Source organism: Paractinoplanes aksuensis (assembly GCF_024137025.1).
Taxonomy (GTDB): domain Bacteria; phylum Actinomycetota; class Actinomycetes; order Mycobacteriales; family Micromonosporaceae; genus Actinoplanes; species Actinoplanes aksuensis.
Map to the genome: position 1 here is coordinate 1 of NZ_JAMYJR010000061.1, position 16,405 is coordinate 16,405.

17 protein-coding genes and 1 tRNA gene are annotated in these 16,405 nt (G+C 69.0%); 6 read left to right on the top strand and 12 right to left on the bottom strand.

The features are described from left to right. From M1L60_RS44050 to M1L60_RS44075, 6 genes are all read right to left on the bottom strand, one after another. A partial coding sequence (locus tag M1L60_RS44050; protein WP_253243586.1) for a serine/threonine-protein kinase occupies positions 1–871 on the bottom strand: 871 nt, incomplete at its 3' end. A 4-nt stretch (positions 872–875) separates the two neighbouring features. After that, positions 876–2,372: a penicillin-binding transpeptidase domain-containing protein gene (locus tag M1L60_RS44055; protein WP_253243587.1), complete on the bottom strand. Its 1,497-nt coding sequence runs from the start codon at positions 2,370–2,372 to the stop codon at positions 876–878. After that, complete coding sequence (locus tag M1L60_RS44060) at positions 2,369–3,826, bottom strand: FtsW/RodA/SpoVE family cell cycle protein (protein WP_253243630.1); 1,458 nt, start codon at positions 3,824–3,826, stop codon at positions 2,369–2,371. Before M1L60_RS44060 ends, M1L60_RS44055 begins: the two co-directional genes overlap by 4 nt. Positions 3,827–3,905: 79 nt before the next feature. Next, on the bottom strand, positions 3,906–5,342 hold the full coding sequence (locus M1L60_RS44065; RefSeq protein WP_253243588.1) for a protein phosphatase 2C domain-containing protein: 1,437 nt from the start codon (positions 5,340–5,342) through the stop codon (positions 3,906–3,908). Beyond that, positions 5,339–5,821, bottom strand: coding sequence for an FHA domain-containing protein FhaB/FipA (locus M1L60_RS44070; protein WP_253243589.1), 483 nt, complete (start codon positions 5,819–5,821; stop codon positions 5,339–5,341). The genes M1L60_RS44065 and M1L60_RS44070 overlap by 4 nt, the downstream gene beginning before the upstream one ends. A gap of 5 nt (positions 5,822–5,826) precedes the next feature. Beyond that, positions 5,827–6,600: an FHA domain-containing protein gene (locus M1L60_RS44075; protein ID WP_253243631.1), complete on the bottom strand. Its 774-nt coding sequence runs from the start codon at positions 6,598–6,600 to the stop codon at positions 5,827–5,829. Between M1L60_RS44075 and M1L60_RS48155 the strand changes: the two genes are divergently transcribed. The 4 genes from M1L60_RS48155 to M1L60_RS44095 all read left to right on the top strand — a co-directional run bounded on the left by M1L60_RS48155 (position 6,523) and on the right by M1L60_RS44095 (position 8,831). After that, the gene (locus M1L60_RS48155; RefSeq protein WP_253243640.1) at positions 6,523–6,690 is read left to right on the top strand and encodes a hypothetical protein; all 168 of its coding nucleotides are present in this window, start codon (positions 6,523–6,525) and stop codon (positions 6,688–6,690) included. The two genes, M1L60_RS44075 and M1L60_RS48155, sit on opposite strands and share 78 nt — an antisense overlap. A gap of 141 nt (positions 6,691–6,831) precedes the next feature. Beyond that, positions 6,832–6,914 (top strand) — tRNA-Leu (locus M1L60_RS44085). A gap of 390 nt (positions 6,915–7,304) precedes the next feature. Further along, on the top strand, positions 7,305–8,126 hold the full coding sequence (locus tag M1L60_RS44090; RefSeq protein ID WP_253243632.1) for a WecB/TagA/CpsF family glycosyltransferase: 822 nt from the start codon (positions 7,305–7,307) through the stop codon (positions 8,124–8,126). A gap of 105 nt (positions 8,127–8,231) precedes the next feature. Next, the gene (locus M1L60_RS44095) at positions 8,232–8,831 is read left to right on the top strand and encodes a hypothetical protein (protein WP_253243590.1); all 600 of its coding nucleotides are present in this window, start codon (positions 8,232–8,234) and stop codon (positions 8,829–8,831) included. A gap of 2 nt (positions 8,832–8,833) precedes the next feature. Here M1L60_RS44095 and M1L60_RS44100 read toward each other — a convergent pair whose 3' ends face one another. The 3 genes from M1L60_RS44100 to M1L60_RS44110 all read right to left on the bottom strand — a co-directional run bounded on the left by M1L60_RS44100 (position 8,834) and on the right by M1L60_RS44110 (position 10,507). Continuing rightward, positions 8,834–9,283 carry a hypothetical protein gene (locus M1L60_RS44100; RefSeq protein WP_253243591.1) on the bottom strand — a complete coding sequence of 150 codons (450 nt, stop codon included), beginning with the start codon at positions 9,281–9,283 and terminating at the stop codon, positions 8,834–8,836. 154 nt (positions 9,284–9,437) lie between these two features. Then, positions 9,438–9,656 (bottom strand): DUF397 domain-containing protein, encoded by a 219-nt coding sequence (locus tag M1L60_RS44105; protein ID WP_438862219.1) that lies wholly within the window; start codon positions 9,654–9,656, stop codon positions 9,438–9,440. Next, positions 9,626–10,507 (bottom strand): helix-turn-helix domain-containing protein, encoded by an 882-nt coding sequence (locus tag M1L60_RS44110; protein ID WP_253243633.1) that lies wholly within the window; start codon positions 10,505–10,507, stop codon positions 9,626–9,628. Before M1L60_RS44110 ends, M1L60_RS44105 begins: the two co-directional genes overlap by 31 nt. A 389-nt stretch (positions 10,508–10,896) precedes the next feature. Here M1L60_RS44110 and M1L60_RS44115 point away from each other — a divergent pair, with 389 nt between their 5' ends. Beyond that, entirely contained in the window at positions 10,897–11,196 is a 300-nt protein-coding gene (locus M1L60_RS44115) for a hypothetical protein (protein ID WP_253243593.1), read from the top strand. A 4-nt stretch (positions 11,197–11,200) separates the two neighbouring features. Here M1L60_RS44115 and M1L60_RS44120 read toward each other — a convergent pair whose 3' ends face one another. Beyond that, a complete protein-coding gene (locus M1L60_RS44120; protein WP_253243594.1) occupies positions 11,201–12,235 on the bottom strand; it encodes a PASTA domain-containing protein in 1,035 nt (344 codons plus the stop codon). A gap of 166 nt (positions 12,236–12,401) precedes the next feature. Here M1L60_RS44120 and M1L60_RS44125 point away from each other — a divergent pair, with 166 nt between their 5' ends. After that, the gene (locus tag M1L60_RS44125) at positions 12,402–13,928 is read left to right on the top strand and encodes a Hansenula MRAKII killer toxin-resistant protein 1 (RefSeq protein WP_253243595.1); all 1,527 of its coding nucleotides are present in this window, start codon (positions 12,402–12,404) and stop codon (positions 13,926–13,928) included. 245 nt (positions 13,929–14,173) lie between these two features. On the opposite strand, the gene M1L60_RS44130 is transcribed toward M1L60_RS44125, so the two are convergent. Together M1L60_RS44130 and M1L60_RS44135 are read right to left on the bottom strand one after the other, a co-directional pair. Further along, on the bottom strand, positions 14,174–15,640 hold the full coding sequence (locus M1L60_RS44130; protein ID WP_253243596.1) for a glutamate-cysteine ligase family protein: 1,467 nt from the start codon (positions 15,638–15,640) through the stop codon (positions 14,174–14,176). 134 nt (positions 15,641–15,774) lie between these two features. Beyond that, complete coding sequence (locus M1L60_RS44135; protein WP_253243597.1) at positions 15,775–16,353, bottom strand: YceI family protein; 579 nt, start codon at positions 16,351–16,353, stop codon at positions 15,775–15,777. Positions 16,354–16,405: the final 52 nt, after the last annotated feature.

Genomic DNA, 16,405 nt, shown 5'->3' on the forward strand with positions numbered 1-16,405 from the left:
TGACCGGGCCGGCCCCGCGCGCCGGCTGGGCCGCCGGCTGCGCTGCCGGTGCGGCCAGCGAGGCGGCGGCCTGGCGGGCCACCGCGGCCAGGGCCGAGGCCGAGGGCCAGCGGGCGTTGGGGTCCTTGGCCAGGGCGCGGTCGACGATCACGCGCACCTGGGGCGGGATGTCGCCGGGCAGCGCGCGCGGGGTCTCCCGCACGTGCTTCATGGCGATTTCCATCGGGGTGGCGCCGTCGAACGGCCGGTGCCCGGAGAGGCACTGGTAGGCGACGACACCGAGGGCGTACACATCGGAAGCGGGCGTCGCGACCGCGCCCGAGGCCTGCTCGGGCGAGATGTACGACGCCGTGCCGAGCACCGAGCCGGCCACGGTGAGCTGCCCCACCAGGGCCGAGCGGGCGATGCCGAAGTCGGTCAGCACCAGCGTGCCGTTGGGGCGGACGAGCAGGTTGCCCGGCTTCACGTCGCGGTGCACGATGCCATTGGCGTGGGCCGCCTGCAGGGCGTCGGCGGCCTGGGCGATCAGGGCCATCGTGCGGGCCGGGGTCAGCCGGCCGACCCGGCTCAGCGTGCGGGACAGGGCGTCGCCCTCGACATACTCCATGACCAGGAACGCGAGCTGCTGGTCACTGCCGTAGTCGTAGACGTCGACCACCCCGGGGTGGTTGATCGTGGCCATGGTGCGGGCCTCGCCCCGGAACCGCTCGGCGAAGCCCGGCTCGTCGAGCAGCGCGGGCAGCAGGATCTTGACAGCGACCGTCCGGCCCAGCACCTCGTCGGTGCCGCGCCAGACATCACCCATCCCACCGCCGGCGATCCGCTCGTCGAGGCGGTACCGGCCGCCGAGAGTCACCCCAGGGCTGATCATGCTCTCAGTCCCCTCCCTGACCCGCCGCGGCCTTCATGATGAGCCCGGCGATCCGGGCTGCCTCGGCACTCGCGTGGCCACCGGGCACGTTCTCCAGCATGACGCACACGGCCGAGACCGCCTCGCCCTTGTCGTTGAAGGCGAAGCCGACGAACCAGCCGTGCGGGTCGGCGCCCTCGGCGTTCTGGGCGGTGCCGGTCTTGCCGCCGACCTCCATGCCGCTGATCCGGGCCCGCTTGCCGGTGCCGTTCTCGACGACGCTGACCATCATGTCCTTGAGGTCGCCGGCGACCTGGCTGTTGATCGGCGTCCGGAGCGTCTTCTCCTTAGCCGTGTAGATGGTCCGCAGATCCGGGCTGGTGAGCTTCTGCACCAGGTAGGGCCGCATCTGCTTGCCGTCGTTGGCGACCGTGGCCGCGATCAGAGCGCCCTGCAGCGGGGTCATCCGCACGTCGCGCTGGCCGAGCGACGACTGGGCCAGCGCGCCCTTGTCGACGCCGCCGTCCGGGTTGGCGATCTTGCCGGTGTCGCTCATCGCGACCGGCAGGCCGCCGCCCTCGAGGTTGCCGACGGTCAGCTTGTCGTCCTCGAAGCCGAACGCCTTGGCCGCGGCGAGCACCTTGTCGCGGCCCAGCGTCACGCCGAGCCGGGCGAAGCCGGTGTTGCAGCTCGTGGTCAGCGCGGCCTTCAGATCAATCTGGCTACCAGGGCAAACTTCGTCCTCGGAGTTTCGGATGACCGCGCCGCTCTCGCGGTATTCGCGCCCGGCCTGGATCTCGGTCTCAGTTGTGTAACCGTTTTGCAGGGCGGCCGCCGAGATGATCACCTTGAAGACCGAGCCGGGCGGCTTGGTCTCGGCCGTCGACCGGTTCAGCAGCGGCTGATCGGGGTCCTTGTTGAGCTTGCTGTACGCCGCCGACGCCGCCTTCTCATCATGCGTGACCAGCGTGTTCGGGTCGAAGCTGGGCATCGACACCATGGCCTGGACGGCACCGGTACGCGGGTCGATCGCGACCGCCGCGCCCTTGTCGACCCCGCGCTCGTTGTCGACGAGCTCTTTCCAGGCCTTCTCCTGCGCCTTGGTGTTGATCGTCAACAGCACGTTGCCGCCACCGGTGTTGTTGCCGGTGAACATGTCCTTGACCCGGTCGGCGAAGAGCTTGTCGCTCTCACCCGAGAGGAAATCGTTCTCGGCGTTCTCGATACCGGTCGCGGCCAGGCCGACGGGGCGGTAACCGAGGACCGGCGCGTAGACCTCTTTGCGCGGGTAGACGCGCAGGTACTTGAGGGCGTCGTCGGTGACCTTGTTGGTCGCCACCCCGGTGCCACCGGCCTCGATGATGCCGCGGGGCCGTTCGTACTGGGCGACCACCACCCGGCGGTTGTAGTCGTTCGTGCGGTAGTCGTCGGCCTTGTAGGCCTGAACCCAGTTGAGGTTCGCGAAGAGCAGGCCGAACAGGACGAGGATGACCACGCCGGCCCGTCGAAGGGGTGCGTTCACGGCTTGATCACCTCCGTCATGGCGCCGTGCAGTTGGGTTGGTGCCTTCTTCGGCCCGCCCGAGCGGTCCGTGCCGCCACCACTGGCGGCCGGCCCGCGCGCCGCGTTCGAGATGCGCAGCAACATGGCGATCAGCAGCCAGTTGGCCATCAACGACGAACCGCCGGACGACAGGAACGGTGTCGTCTGGCCGGTCAGCGGGATCAGGCCGGTGATGCCACCCAGGATGACGAAGATCTGCAAACCCAGGGTGAACGACAGGCCACCGGCCACCAGCTTGCCGAACGAGTCGCGGACGGCCAGCGCCGAACGCAGGCCGCGCTCGACGACGAGCAGATAGAGCACCAGGAGGGCGGAGAGACCGAAGAGACCGATCTCTTCACCCATGCCGGCGAAGATGAAGTCGTTCTGCACCTCGGGCACGAACCGCGGCGAGCCCGCGCCCGGACCGCTGCCGAACAACCCGCCCGTGCCCAGCGAGAGCAGACCCTGAACCAGCTGATAGCTGCCGCCCAGCCGTTCGTAGTTCTCGTTGTCGAACGGGTTGAGCCAGACCTGGGCACGGTCGTAGAAGTTGGCGAACGGGCCGCCGACCGAGGCGCCGAGCAGGTAGGCGACGTAGACGCCGCCGAAGAACAGGAGCAGACCGATGATCAGCCAACTGGCCCGTTCGGTCGCGACGTACAGCGTCACGATGAACAGACCGAAGTACAGCAGCGCGGTGCCCAGGTCTCGCTCGAACACCAGCACCAGCAGGCTGAGCAGCCAGACGGTGACGACCGGCCCGAGGTCGCGCCCGCGCGGGAAGTCGATGCCGAGGAACCGTCGGCTGGCCAGCGACAACACTTCGCGTTTGCGGACCAGGTAGTACGCGAAAAACGAGACCAGTGCGATCTTGGCGAACTCACCGGGCTGGATCGAGAACGACCCGAGCCGGATCCACAGCTTCGCGCCGTTGACCTCGGAGATGCTGGCCGGCAGCACGGCCGGGATCATGACCAGCACGATGCCGGTCAGGCCGAGCGTGTACGCGTACCGGGAAACGATCTTGTGGTCGCGGACCACCAGCAGCAGCACGGCCGCCAGGATCAGCGAGATCAGCGTCCACGCCAGCTGGCGGCCGCCGATACCGGCGAAGATGCCGGGCACGGGCAGCTTCTCGCTGAGCGCGTCACCGATGTCGAGGCGGCGCAGGAAGCCCACGCCCAGCCCGTTGATCAGTGCGACGGCCGGAATGATCACCGGATCCGCGTACGGGGCGGTGTAGCGCACCACCACGTGCAGACCGAGGAACAGGATGCTCAGCAGCGCGGCCGGCACCCAGAACGTCGGAGTGATCTCGCCGATGCGGCTCGCCTCGACGGTGGCGCCGTACGCCGCCACCAGCACCATGGCGAACGCGAGTAGACCCAGCTCGGCATTGCGCTGGGTCTTCATTCCCGGGATACGCGCCATCTCGCCCGTGGAAGCGGGCGAGGAGGCGGGCACGGCGGGCGCGGTCAAGAAGAATCCCCAGACATGGTCGAGCCGAAGGTCAGTTGACGGTCCGGCACCCGGCCGGATCGGCAGCGGGCGCGGTCTCTGACACCTGAGCGGACGGCGTACTGGTGGCGGGCGCGGACGACGGCGGGGCCGTGACCGAGCTGCCGTTGACGGGGGCACCTGTCGCGTTGCCGGGACGGGCGCTCCCGCCGGTCGAAGGCGTGACCGGCGGAGCCGACGTGACCGCCGGCTCGGTGGTGGGCACGATGCAGAGCGGCTTGAGGTTCGGGTTGGTCGGAACGTCGTCGGTGAGCTCGGCGATCATGCGCTGGGCGTCCGGCCGGTCGTTCGCGTGGATGCCCTCCTTGACCCGCTCCTGAGCGACCACGGTGAGGTCGTCGAGGCGGGACGGGCTGGTCTCGTTGACGCTCGACAGGTCGAGGCCGGCGATCTCGCCCGGCACCCCGCGGAAGATCGCGAGCTGGCCGGCTTCGGTCGCGCCGACGTAGTACTGCTTCTGGGTGTATTGGTAACCCAGCCACAGACCGCCACCCAGTACGCCGAGCAGCACCAGCACGAGCAGCGTGGCCCGCACCGGGTGGCCCTTGGGCTCCGGCTCGGAGTAATTGACGTTCTCGGGCTGCGGCTGGGCCGGGCGCGGCGCCTGCAGCGCGGCGGCCCGGGCGGCCGAGGTGGAACTGTCGGCAACCGTGTTGTTGCCCCGGTCGAGCGAGGCCGCGCCGCCCACGATCGGGGCCTGCTCGACGATGTCGCCGTCGGTCGCGTCGGCGATGATCACCGTGATGTTGTCGGGGCCGCCGCCGCGCAGCGCCAGCTGCACCAGCCGCTCGACACAGGCCTGCAGGTCGACGATCTCGCGCATCGTCTGCCCGATGGTCTCGGCGCTGACCACGCCCGAGAGGCCGTCGCTGCAGATCAGGTAGCGGTCGCCCTTGAGCACCTGGCGGACCGAGTATTCCGGGTCGATGTCGCGGCCGTCGAGCGCGCGCGTCAGCAACGACCGTTGCGGATGACTGCTCGCCTCCTCCGGGCTGACCCGGCCCTCGTCGACCAGCATCTGGACGTACGTGTCGTCCTTGGTGATCTGGGCGAACTCGCCGTTGCGGAGTAGGTAGGCCCGGCTGTCACCGATGTGCACCATGCCGAACTTGCTGCCCGAGAAGAGCACCGCGGTCAGCGTGGTGCCCATGCCCTCGAGCTGCGGATTCGCATCCACGGTGTCACGAAGGTGCTGGTTGGCCGTGCCCACCGCGTGACGCAGCGCGTCGACCATGGCGTCCCCGGGGACGTCCTCGTCGAGCGGCGCCATCGCGGCGATGACGATGTTGGACGCGACGTCACCAGCGGCCATACCGCCCATGCCGTCGGCGACGGCAAGAAGCCGCGGCCCGGCATACACGGAGTCCTGGTTGAGGTCTCGGATCAGACCGCGGTCGCTCTGAGCGGCATAGCGCAGGGTCAGGGTCATGGCCGTAACTCAAGTGAGGTGCGTCCGATGCGGATCGGCACGCCAAGGGGGACGGGAGTGGGTCCGGAGACCTTACCGCGGTCGAGGTACGTGCCGTTCGTCGAGCCGACATCCTCGACGAACCACTGGCCCTCACGCGGAACGAGCCGTGCGTGCCGCGCCGAGGCGAAGTCGTCGGTGATGACGAGAGTCGAATCCTCGGCCCGACCAATGGTGATCGGAGCTTCACCCAACGTGATCCGGGTGCCGGCCAGGTTGCCGGCGGTGACCACTAGTTGCCGGGCCGCCTTACCGCGTTTCGCCTTCGCCGGCCGGCCCTCGGGAACCGCGCCACCCACCCCCCGAGGGCTGGCGACGATGCTCTTGGACCGGACCCCGGCGAAGAGATCCCGGCGGATCACCCCGACGACCGTGAACACGAAAATCCACAGCAGGATGAGAAAGCCGAACCGGGCGACGGTGAGGACGAATTCGGGCAAGGTGCCTAGCCGTCCACTCGGAACGTCAACGTGGTGGTGCCCAGCTGGATCATGTCGCCCGGGTTGAGCGCCACGGCCGAGACGCGCTGGCCGTTCACCATCGTGCCGTTGGTCGAACCCAGGTCGGTCAGCACGACCTGGTTGCCGTCGTAGTCGAGCCGGGCGTGCCGGCGCGAGATGCCGACGTCGGGCAGCCGCAGGTTGGCCTGGTCACCACGGCCGATCACGGTCGAGCCCATCTGCAACGGGTAGGTGCGACCGTCGCCCGAGATGAGGCCCACGCCGCCGCGCCCGTTCGGAGCACCGCCGCCGCCGTGCGGCGGGTAGCCGCCGTGCTGCTGCTGTTGCTGCTCGTAGGGCGGGTACTGCGGGCCGGCGTCGTACGCCGGCTGCTGCACCGGGGCGACCTCGCCACCGGTGTAGACCTCGGCGGTGACCCGGAACATGCCCGTGTCGAGCCCGTCGCCCCGCTCGATCTCGACGATCACGTCGCCGTAGACCGTCCAGGCCTGCTCGCCGATGAACTCGGCCTGTGACTGGGCGAGCTCCTGGGCCAGCGCGGCGGCGTAGGGCGCCAGCCGGCTGTGGTCGTAGGGCGAAAGGTCGATCACGTAGCGATTCGGCACCAGCGTGCGGCCACCGGCGAGGATGGCCTTGTGCGCCTCCGCCTCCCGCTGCATGGCATTCAGAATCTCCACCGGGTGCACGACACCCTTGAACACCTTCGCGAAGGCCCCTTCGACAAGGCCTTCCAATCGCTTCTCAAAGCGCTGCAGCACGCTCACCGGCTCCTCCTCGGCTTCCGAGGACATGATGGTATCCGGCCGCCGCTTGCGCACCTGTTGCGCAAGGTCGACCGGCACTTCTGACCCTCGTATGACACCCGTAGACGCCGTGCTAGTCTTCCCTGGCGTCAAGGGCGATATCAACTCGCTTGGTGACGTGCGACAGCGTAGTCTGTCGCAGCCAGTAACAAAAAGTCAGGTGTTCGGCCTGACTCATAAAGCCACGGGGATGTGGCGGAATGGCAGACGCGCACGGTTCAGGTCCGTGTGTCCGAAAGGACGTGGGGGTTCAACTCCCCCCATCCCCACGAGTCGCAGGCGCCCTGTGTTCGCTGAGAAGCGCGAACCAGGGCGCCTCGTCATATCTGCTCAGGGGGCCGAGCCCCCTGAAACCCCACGGTGCGGTTGATGGCTGAGCGGGATATCTCACTCTGGTTGTTCGGGGCCGGCTTCGCCGGGGATTGGTCGGCTTGAAAGCGGACTTTCCTCACATTTGGGGTCTTCGTTGTTGCTCTGCGTGGTTGGTCACGTTCTGGTTCCAACCTGGGGTGGGCGTGTCCAGAGGTAGCCAGAGGTAGCCAGAGGTAGCTGTTGGGTCGCGGGATCGTGCCGGGGTTTGTGCCCTGATGGGTGAAGAGGGTTCTGGTCGCTATGCTCGGCGGCGGAAAATCGCCGTACTTCCACCTACGTCAGGGGTGCTGACCGTGACTGCCGCTACCGCTACGGGCAAGCGCAGTGTGCTTGGTGTGCTGGTTGATGTCACCGACTACGCGGATGCGACTGAGCGGATCATGGAGGCTGCGCGGGAGCGGCGGGGGTATGCGGTCACCGCGCTGGCTGTGCACGGGGTCATGACGGGGGTTCAGGACAGGGCTCACAACGCTCGGCTGAACTCGTTTGATCTTGTTACGCCGGATGGGCAGCCGGTGCGGTGGGCTTTGAACTCTGTGCACAAGGCAGGGCTGGCTGATCGGGTCTACGGTCCGACGCTGACGTTGAAGGTTGTGGAGCGGGCGGCGGCTGAGGGGCTTCCTGTTTATCTGTACGGGTCTACGCAGCCGACGCTGGATCGGCTCGTGCCGGCGCTGGAGGGGATGTTCCCGGCGCTGAAGATCGCGGGAGTGGAGGCGTCGAAGTTCCGGACGTCGCATCCCGGAGAGGCCGAGGAGATCGCCGAGCGGATCAAGGCGTCGGGGGCCCGCATCGTGCTGGTGGGGCTCGGGTGCCCGCGGCAAGAGATCTTCACGTACGCGTTGCGTCCGCTTCTCGACATGCCGCTGCTCGCCGTGGGGGCCGCGTTCGACTACCACGCCGGGCTGCTCAAGAACCCGCCCGCGTGGATGCAGAAGTACGCCCTCGAATGGCTGTGGCGCCTAGGCCTCGAGCCGAAGCGGCTGTGGAAGCGGTATGTGCTGCTCAACCCGGCCTACCTGGCCCGCCTGGCCGCTCAGCGCACCGGTCTGTGGAAGGCGACCCCGCCCCCGCCGACGACCGAGCCGGTCACCAGCTTCGCCGTCTGAGCTCGGCCCCGCATCGTCTCGGGGTAATCAACGACACCTCCCCTACGGGACCGGTGGGGTGATAACCCGGTTTCGCGTCGGAGCGCATCGGTGAACGCTGTCGATGTGAACATCGTCGCGGACCTCATCCTCGCCGGCGCCCTCGTCGCCGTCTGGCTCACGGCCGGGCTGCTGGCCGACGCGCTGCCGTCGGCCCGTTCGGCGCTCCAGATGCGCCGCCGGGCCGTGCTGCTCACGGCGCTGGTCGCGGGTGGTGCGGCCGTGTTCGTCGCGATCCCGCTGGTCACCGCGCTGTTGCCGGGTGAATCGGCAGCGCCGGCGGCGGCTCTGCTGCCGGCCGTTCCCGCCTTGATCGTGCTCACCGCCGCCCTGCGCCGGGTGGCCCAGGTGCGCCGCGGTGCGGGCGCCTTCGCCACGGCCCCGCTGGCCCCGGTGCCACCGGCCCTGCGCGCGGCCGCCGCTCATCCGCTGATCCTGGTTCCGCTCCAGGTCACGGGTCTGGCCTCACTGATCAGCCTGCCCATCGCGGGCGGCCTGGTCGAGGTGCCGGGGGCCGACCTGGCCGGCCTCGCGATCACCGTGGTCGGGGTGGCCGTCCTGGCGATCGGGATCCGCGCCGGCCTGCGCCACAGCCGGCTCAGCGTGCAGGTCCTGGCCCCGATCGGCCGCAACCGGCTCCGGGCGCCGGTCGACTCGTCCCGCTGAACTCAGCCCTTGCGGGCTTCCTGCTGATAGAGCAGTTCGAGGATCGAGCGCGCCGCCTCGAACCAGCGGTCCAGCCAGTCCGAAGTGGGCAGTGTGCCGCGCGCCGGCAGCTCCAGGAGCAGGCCACGCAGCAGCGGGTGGTCGGCCATCGACTGCGAGGATCCGGAGTCGGGCCAGCCGCTCGACGGGAAGACCGGCTCGCTGAGTCCCTGCAGATCGAGCGACGGAAGGTGGGCGGACCGGTCGAGCGGGCCGGTCGCCTCGATGCTGTGCGACCGACCCGGCGACCGGGTCGGCAGGCCCGACGAGCTGCCGCGCGACAGAAGCTCGCCGTCCGACGGGTCCCCGGAGAGCGCCGAGTCACGCCGGTTCTGCCGGTACGCGCTGACTCCGCCGCTGAACCTGTCCTGTGCTGTCGCGGAGCCGCTGAGGTTTTCCGAACCAATCGTCATCTGTCTGCCCTGCCTCGTTCGGGGCCTTGACCCCGCCGGTGTGCGCGGTCCGGACCGCGCTTTTGGCGTTCAACGAGGCGAGCACAGAAATGACTACGGCCGGCTCCCCCGTACCGGACGGGAGGGCCGGCCGCACCGATGCGGATCTGACGGCTCAGAGGTCGAACTCGCCGTCCTTGGCTCCGCCGACGAACGCGTCCCACTCGGCGGCGGTGAAGATCAGCGCCGCGCCGTGCGGGTTCTTGGAGTCGCGGACCGCGATCGCCTCGTCCACGAATGCCACCTCGACACAGTTGTCGGAGTTCGGCCCGCTGCGCGTGCTCTTGAACCACTGTGCCCGGCTCAGATCGACCCGGAGACCCTTCGCTTCGATTTCCACAATGGCTCCTCTGCCAGCATTTGAATCATCCCGATGGACTCCTCCGGCGGGAGGGCCGTCGACCGGATGGTCTCGAAGATGGAGATGTACTTGCTGAGCTCCTCGGCCTTCTCGAGAAACAGGCCGCCGGTCGCGTTCTCGGTGAACACCACGTCGGCATCGCCTTCCTCCTCGAACTCGAGAATGGCGAACGTGCCGTCCATCCCGGCGTGCGCGCCCGCCGCGAAGGGCAAGATCTGCAACGTGACGTTCGGCAACCGGGCTGTCGTGATCAATCTGGCTAACTGATCACGCATGACCTCGTCGCCGCCGACCGGCCGGCTCACCACCGCCTCATCGAGCACCACCCAAAGATCGATCGGATCGTCCTGAATCAATAACGACTGGCGTTCCATCCGGACGCGCACGCGTTGCTGGATTTGCTGGTCAGTGTCCCCCGACTGGGCGCCCCGAATCACCGCAATTGCATACTCTTCGCTCTGCAACAAACCCGGGATGACCTGGGATTCGTACGTCCGGACCAGCCTCGCCGCGGCCTCCAGCCCGACATAGGCGCCCGTTAGAACCGGAGAAAACGGGTGCCACCATCCTTTTTGCCTCGCTTCTCGGGCAATTTGGACAAGCTCCGACTTGATTTCGTCGGTAACGGAGTAAATGTCCAACATTGCCGCGACATCGGCCGGGGTGGCGCTCGTGTGTCCCGTCTCGATTCGGGACACTTTGGACGTGGAACAACCGAGTCGCTCCGCCACCATGTCGATCGTGACCCGCGCGGCCTCCCGGTGCCGGCGCAGCTCGACCCCCAGCCGGCGGCGGCGAATGGTGGGACTGCGATGTTGATTCACAACAACCAGTCTCCTGTCGATCATTTAACGATTCAAGTTGACCGTTGCCTACTGATCGGTAATCACGAAGGGCTGACATGCAACTTGCATCGACCGCACTCGTGGTGCAATCTTTTCGGTATGGCCCACGTCACTTCGCTCGTCCGGGCGATGTGGCCAGGTCCCGCTCAACCCTCGGTTACGCCATCGTTTACGGGGTACCGATCTTAATGTCCGTCCGACGTGGACTGATCCACTTCCGGGCGTACGACGGATCGGTGACGGTGACGTTGTGCAACGCTTTTGATGATTGGCATCATCCAGGGCTTGCACTGCAGTTTTTGCCGGGCACACTTGGTGCTTTCGTGTCAAGGTTCGTCCCGCGACGAAGTTTCAGGGCAGGAGATGACGTGCTTCCTCGGTCCGGTGATGTTCTCCACGTGACGAAGGCGGCGAGCGTCCAATTCGCAGCGCCGATGCTGTTCCGTGTCATCCGGGTCCACGACTGGCCGACCTACGACGGCTGGATCTGGCTGGACGGATACGAGCTGAACGCAGCGGGGGACGCGGTGGAGCGGCGGTCGATCTTCGTTCAGGTCAGCGGTCTGCGGGCCGTCGGCAAGGCGCCCGACCCCCGGGCGCGCAACGGCCGCCAGCCCGGCCTGGTCAGCGGCACGGTCCAGGCCCGTACGGTCCGCACCAACCGCTGACCGGCTAGTTCTGACCCTCGCCCGGGATCGGCGTGGTCTCGGTCGGCGTCGCCGGCGTGTTCGTGGCCTCGGCCGCGACCACCAGCGTGACCGTCGTGTCCGGTGGCACCTCCTGCCCCTCCACCGGATCACTGTCGATCACCGTGCCCGGCGGCACGTCCGGCGCCTGGCGATAGATCAGCCGGTAGTTGAGCCCGGTCGACCGCAGAGCCGCCTGCGCCTCGCTCAACGCCAGCCCCCGCAGCGCCGGGATGACCACCTCGGCGCTGGTCGGATCCGTGGTCGACGGGTCCGCCGAGGGCGTCGTCGTGGTCGGCGTCGGCGTGGGTGTCGAAGTCTCGGCAGCAGTGGTATTGACCGTCGCGCCGGGTGTAGTAGCGGCCGCGCTGCTCGTGACCGGTGGCACCGGAGTCGGCTCGTTGTCGGAGTTCACCAGCAGATAGACCGCCCAGCCCAGCACCGCGAGCAGCACCAGCGCGACGATGCCGACGACGATCGGCATCCACCAGCGGTCCCGCTGCGGCGGGGGCGCGGACGCGGACCAGTCGACCTCGGGATAACCGCGGCCCGGCTGGGGCGCCCGCACCTCGGCCCGGCCCGACCAGGCGGGGTTGGCCCGGCTCGGCGCCCAGTCGTCGTCGTTCACCGGCGGCAGGATCGCGGTCGAGCCCGGGCGGTCGGCGACCACGGTCGGCTCGTCCCGGACCGTCGGCACGTGCCGCGCGTCGTCCAGGGTGTCGTCGTCGCGGCTGCCCTTGCCGGGCAGGGTGTCCTCGTCGTCGGGATCGGGCACGGCCGCCCGGCCGACGGTCGTCGCATCCACCGCCGGGCCGTCGACCTGGGTCGCATCCAGCTCGGCCGGGGTACCGCCGGCTTGGGTGGCGTCCAGGTCAGCGGGCTTGCCACCGGCTTGGGTGGCGTCGGGGTCGGCTGGTTTCGCGGGCGATTTGTCCGCCGAGGCCGGCTCCGGCGCGGGCTTTTCCGGCTCGTCGGCGTCGCCGGGCGAGAAACGTCGCGTCTCGTCGCTCTCGTCGGGCATCGCCTTCTCCTCGGCTCGTTCACCAGCAGGGGTCAACGTATCGAATCTTGCGGGACATGTCTGGCCTCCGCAGGACAAACACACCAGGTGGCTACGGTTGAAACGGATACAGGGTCAGCGCCGCACCGATTCGCAGGCATCGGTGGGTACCGCTACAGTGCGGCCCATGGCCGAGAAGGGCTGGACGGCACGCATAGCCACCGCGGCGGGCGCCGCGGCGGGAACAGGCGCCGCGCAATTGGGTCTGGGCTACGGCCTGGGTGTGGTGGTGTGGCCGGTGACGCCGACCCCCGACGACAGCGCCTGGCTGGGCAGTCTGGGCTGGGCGACGTGGATCACGGCGAGCGCCACGGTGTTCGGCGCCGTCCTAGGCAGTCGCTACCGAGGTGGGCCCGGCCCGCGCACCAGCGCTGCCTGGCGCTTCGCCCTGGCCGCCTGCGCCGCCGTCGGGGCCCTGGTGACGGTCGCGCTGATCGCGCTCCCGGCCCGCTCCGCCGTACGCTTCGACGCCTATTCGCCCCAGGTCATCGCCGGTGGCTACGCCGCCGTGGGCCTGGCTCTGGGCCTGGTCGTGGCGTTCTGGGCCGTGTCGTCGAGACCGGTCGCGGCCAACCTCATGGCCACCGGAGTGTGGTTGTGGGCGCTGGCCGTCGCCGCGATCGTGGTCGAGCTGACCACCAACCGTGACTCCGCCACCTATCTGACCAGCTGGCAGTTCGCCGAGGTGGCCAGCAGCGGCCGGTACGGCACCATCTATTGGCCGAGCGCCCTGCTCACCCTGGGTGCCGCCTTCCTGGTCGGCGCCCTGACCGCCACCCCCGCCGCCCGCCGCGGCGACCGGGGCGTCGGCGCCGCCACCTCGGGCGCGGCCGGCCCCCTGCTGGTGGCGATCGCCTTCTTGGCCCTGGCCCCGCGCCTGACCGGAGCCCTGGGCCCGATCGAGTCGGCCTACCTGATCGCCCCGTACGCCGTCCTGGCCGGCCTGGCCGGTTCCGCCCTGGCCGTGACCACCACCCGAGCCCTGGCCGAACGCCGCGCTCGCCGCGCCCAGTCCCAGGATCCCCAGTCCCCGAACCAGGGCCTCCAGTCCCGGGGCCTCCAGTCCTCGGACCAGGGCCTCCAGTCCTCGGCCGCCGCCACTGCTCCTAGCCCTCGCCCCGCCCTGGATCCGCCCCCCGCCCACCCGCAGTCGGCCACCACACCCACCGGCGTGGCCAAGGTCCAGGAAGCGCCGCCGGCCAAACCGAAGACCGGCCTCTTCGGTCGCATCAAGTCAGCCCCACCCAAGCCAAAACGCCCCGCCCAGGACATCCCGACCCAGCCCACCCCCGGCGCACCACCCGCCACCAACACAAAGCCCGTGCCTGATGCACGGCCCGTGCCCAACGCGAAGCCGGCGCCCACTGCGCAGCCCGCACCCACCGTGAAGCCGGGATCCGCTGTGAAGTCCGCACCCGCTGTGAAGTCCACGCCCGACAAAGCCGACAAACCGGCTCCGGCTCAGCCGACCAACGGCAGGCCCGCAGGCCCTGTCGTCGACGCCGAGATCGCTTCGGCCGCCCGGCCGCGCCCGCGGCCACGAAAAGCCGCCACGCCCTCCGAACCCCCCAAGGCGCCCAAGTCCACTGTGACTCCCCCGCCTTCGGCCCCCACCGTCGCGCAGATCAACCCCAAGCCGACGTCGAAGGACTGACCGCTTTCCACAATCGCGAGTTATCCACAGGCCCGCCCGCAAGATCCCCCAGTCTTTGCCAAAATGACCAGCGGGGGCTCCCCCTTGGGAGGGCGGGCTCGGTGGTGGCAGTCGATCTTGCGATGGGTGAACGACCTCGCGGTGAGCCGTCGACCTCGCAAACAGGCGACCAACCTTGCGGGAAGCCACCTCGCGGACAAGCGACCCACCCACGGGTTGGGCGATGACCTTGGGTGACAGCAACCTCAGGTGGTCGGCCAGGTGTGGACGGGCTCGTTGGTGCGGTGCAGGTCGGTGTAGCGCTGCAACATCTCGTGCAAAGCGGCGCTCCGCGACGACCCGCGCCGCTCGGCCAGGCGTACGGCCTCGGTCTGCCACGTCGCCCCGTTACGGCCGAGCCGGCAGCGGGTGTCGATGATGCCCAGCAACCGGTCGCGGGCGGCCGGCTCGACGCCGTAGCGGTCCAGACCTTCGTACGCCAGGGGAAGCAGGACCGATCGCACCAGCTCAGCCACCGGGATCTCGCCCCGGCCGGGCCAATAGGCCGTGGCCTCGATGCCTTTGACCGCGCCGGCGTGGAAGTTGTCCTGCGCGGCGGCGAACGGCAGCCGGGTCCAGATCGGGCGTTCGTCCTCGGCCAGCCGGCGCACCAGCCCGAAATAGAACGCGGCGTTGGCCAGCAGGTCGGCCACGGTCGGGCCGGACGGCAGCACGCGGTTTTCCACGCGCAGGTGCGGTCGCCCGTCCATCACGTCGTAGACCGGGCGGTTCCAGCGGTACACCGTGCCGTTGTGCAGGCGCAGCTCGCCGAGGTGGGGCACTCCGCCCGTACGCCGTACCTCGATCGGATCTTCCTCGTCGAGGATCGGGAGCAGGGGCGCGAAGAAGCGGACGTTCTCGTCGAAGAGGTCGGTCACGGAGGTGATCCAGCGTTCGCCGAACCACACCCGCGGGCGTACGCCCTGGGCCCTGAGCTCTTCCGGCCGGGTGTCGGTGGCCTGCTGGAACAGGGCGATCCGGGTTTCCGCCCAGAGCCGCCGGCCGTGCAGGAAGGGCGAGTTGGCCCCGACCGCGACCTGCACCCCGGCGACGGCCTGGGACGCGTTCCAGTAGCGGTCGAACTGATCGGGCGGCACCTGCAGGTGACACTGGACACTCGTGCACGCCGCCTCGGGCGCGATCGAGGCGCTGGCGCTGCGCAGCCGTTCGACGCCCTGGATGTCGAGGTCGAACTGTTCGCCGCGGGCCCCCGCCATCTCGTCGTTGAGCTGGCGGTACCGCTCGTTGGCACTGAGGTTTTCGAGCACCAGGTCGGCCGGTGACAGGGTCGGCAGCATGCCGATCATCACGATGCCGCAGTCGGCCCGGGTTGCGGCCCGGCGCAGGCCGTCGAGCAGGTCACGTTCGTAGTCGGCGAGGCCGCTCCCGGTGATGGATCGGGGCGGGGTGTTGAGTTCGAGGTTGAACCGGCCGAGTTCGGTCTGGAAGCGCGGGTCGTCGATCCGGGTCAGCACCTCGGCGTTGCGCATCGCGGGCCGGGCGTTCCGGTCGATCAGGTTGAGTTCGATCTCGAGCCCGGTCATGCCGTCGGAGTCGGCGAAGACGCCCTGGTGGAGCATCTGGGCAAAGACGTCGAGGCAGCGGCGGACTTTCTGGCGGTAGGTGACGCGAGCCTCGGGGGCGAAGACGAGGGTCGCGAGATCCTTCCCCACTTACCCTCCCGGGGCAGCACTCTGTGAGCGATTGATTGCGCTCGGTTCACCTTGCCACCTCGGGCCGGGGCGCGCCACACAACGACGAACCGCCGCCCGGATGTCCGGACGGCGGTTCGACTGTGGACTGTGGATCAGGCGCGGCGGATGGCCTCGCCCTCGATCTCAATCTTGATCTTCTTGCTGACCATGACGCCACCGCTCTCGAGGGCCATGTTCCAGGTCAGGCCCCACTCCTCGCGGTCGATCTCGGCGGTCGCGCTGAAACCGAACACGGCCTGGCCGTACGGGCTGGTGCCGGCGCCCTCGAACTCGACGAGCAGTTCGACCGGCTTGGTCACGTCCTTGATGGTGAGCTCGCCGTTCAGCACGAACTCGGCGCCCGCGTGGCTCTTGATGCCGGTGCTGCGGTAGGTCATCGCCGGGTACTTCTCGGACTCGAAGAAGTCGCCGCTGCGCAGGTGGTTGTCGCGGTCGACCTGGCCGGTCTCGATGCTGGCGGTGTTGATGGTGGCCTCGACCGCGGACGTCAGCGGGTCCTCGCCGATGGTGATCACGGCCGACGCGTCCGCGAACTGGCCGCGAACCTTGCTGACCATGAGGTGTCTCGCCACAAAGCCGACCCGCTTGTGCGCGGCGTCCAGGTCGTACGTGCCGGCGGCCGGGATCTGCAGACCCTCGTACGCGCGGGTGTTGGCGACGGACTCGGTCATGACTGGTTCCTTCTCTCGAAGAGCAGTGGTCGGTGCTTGTGTGACGGAGCAA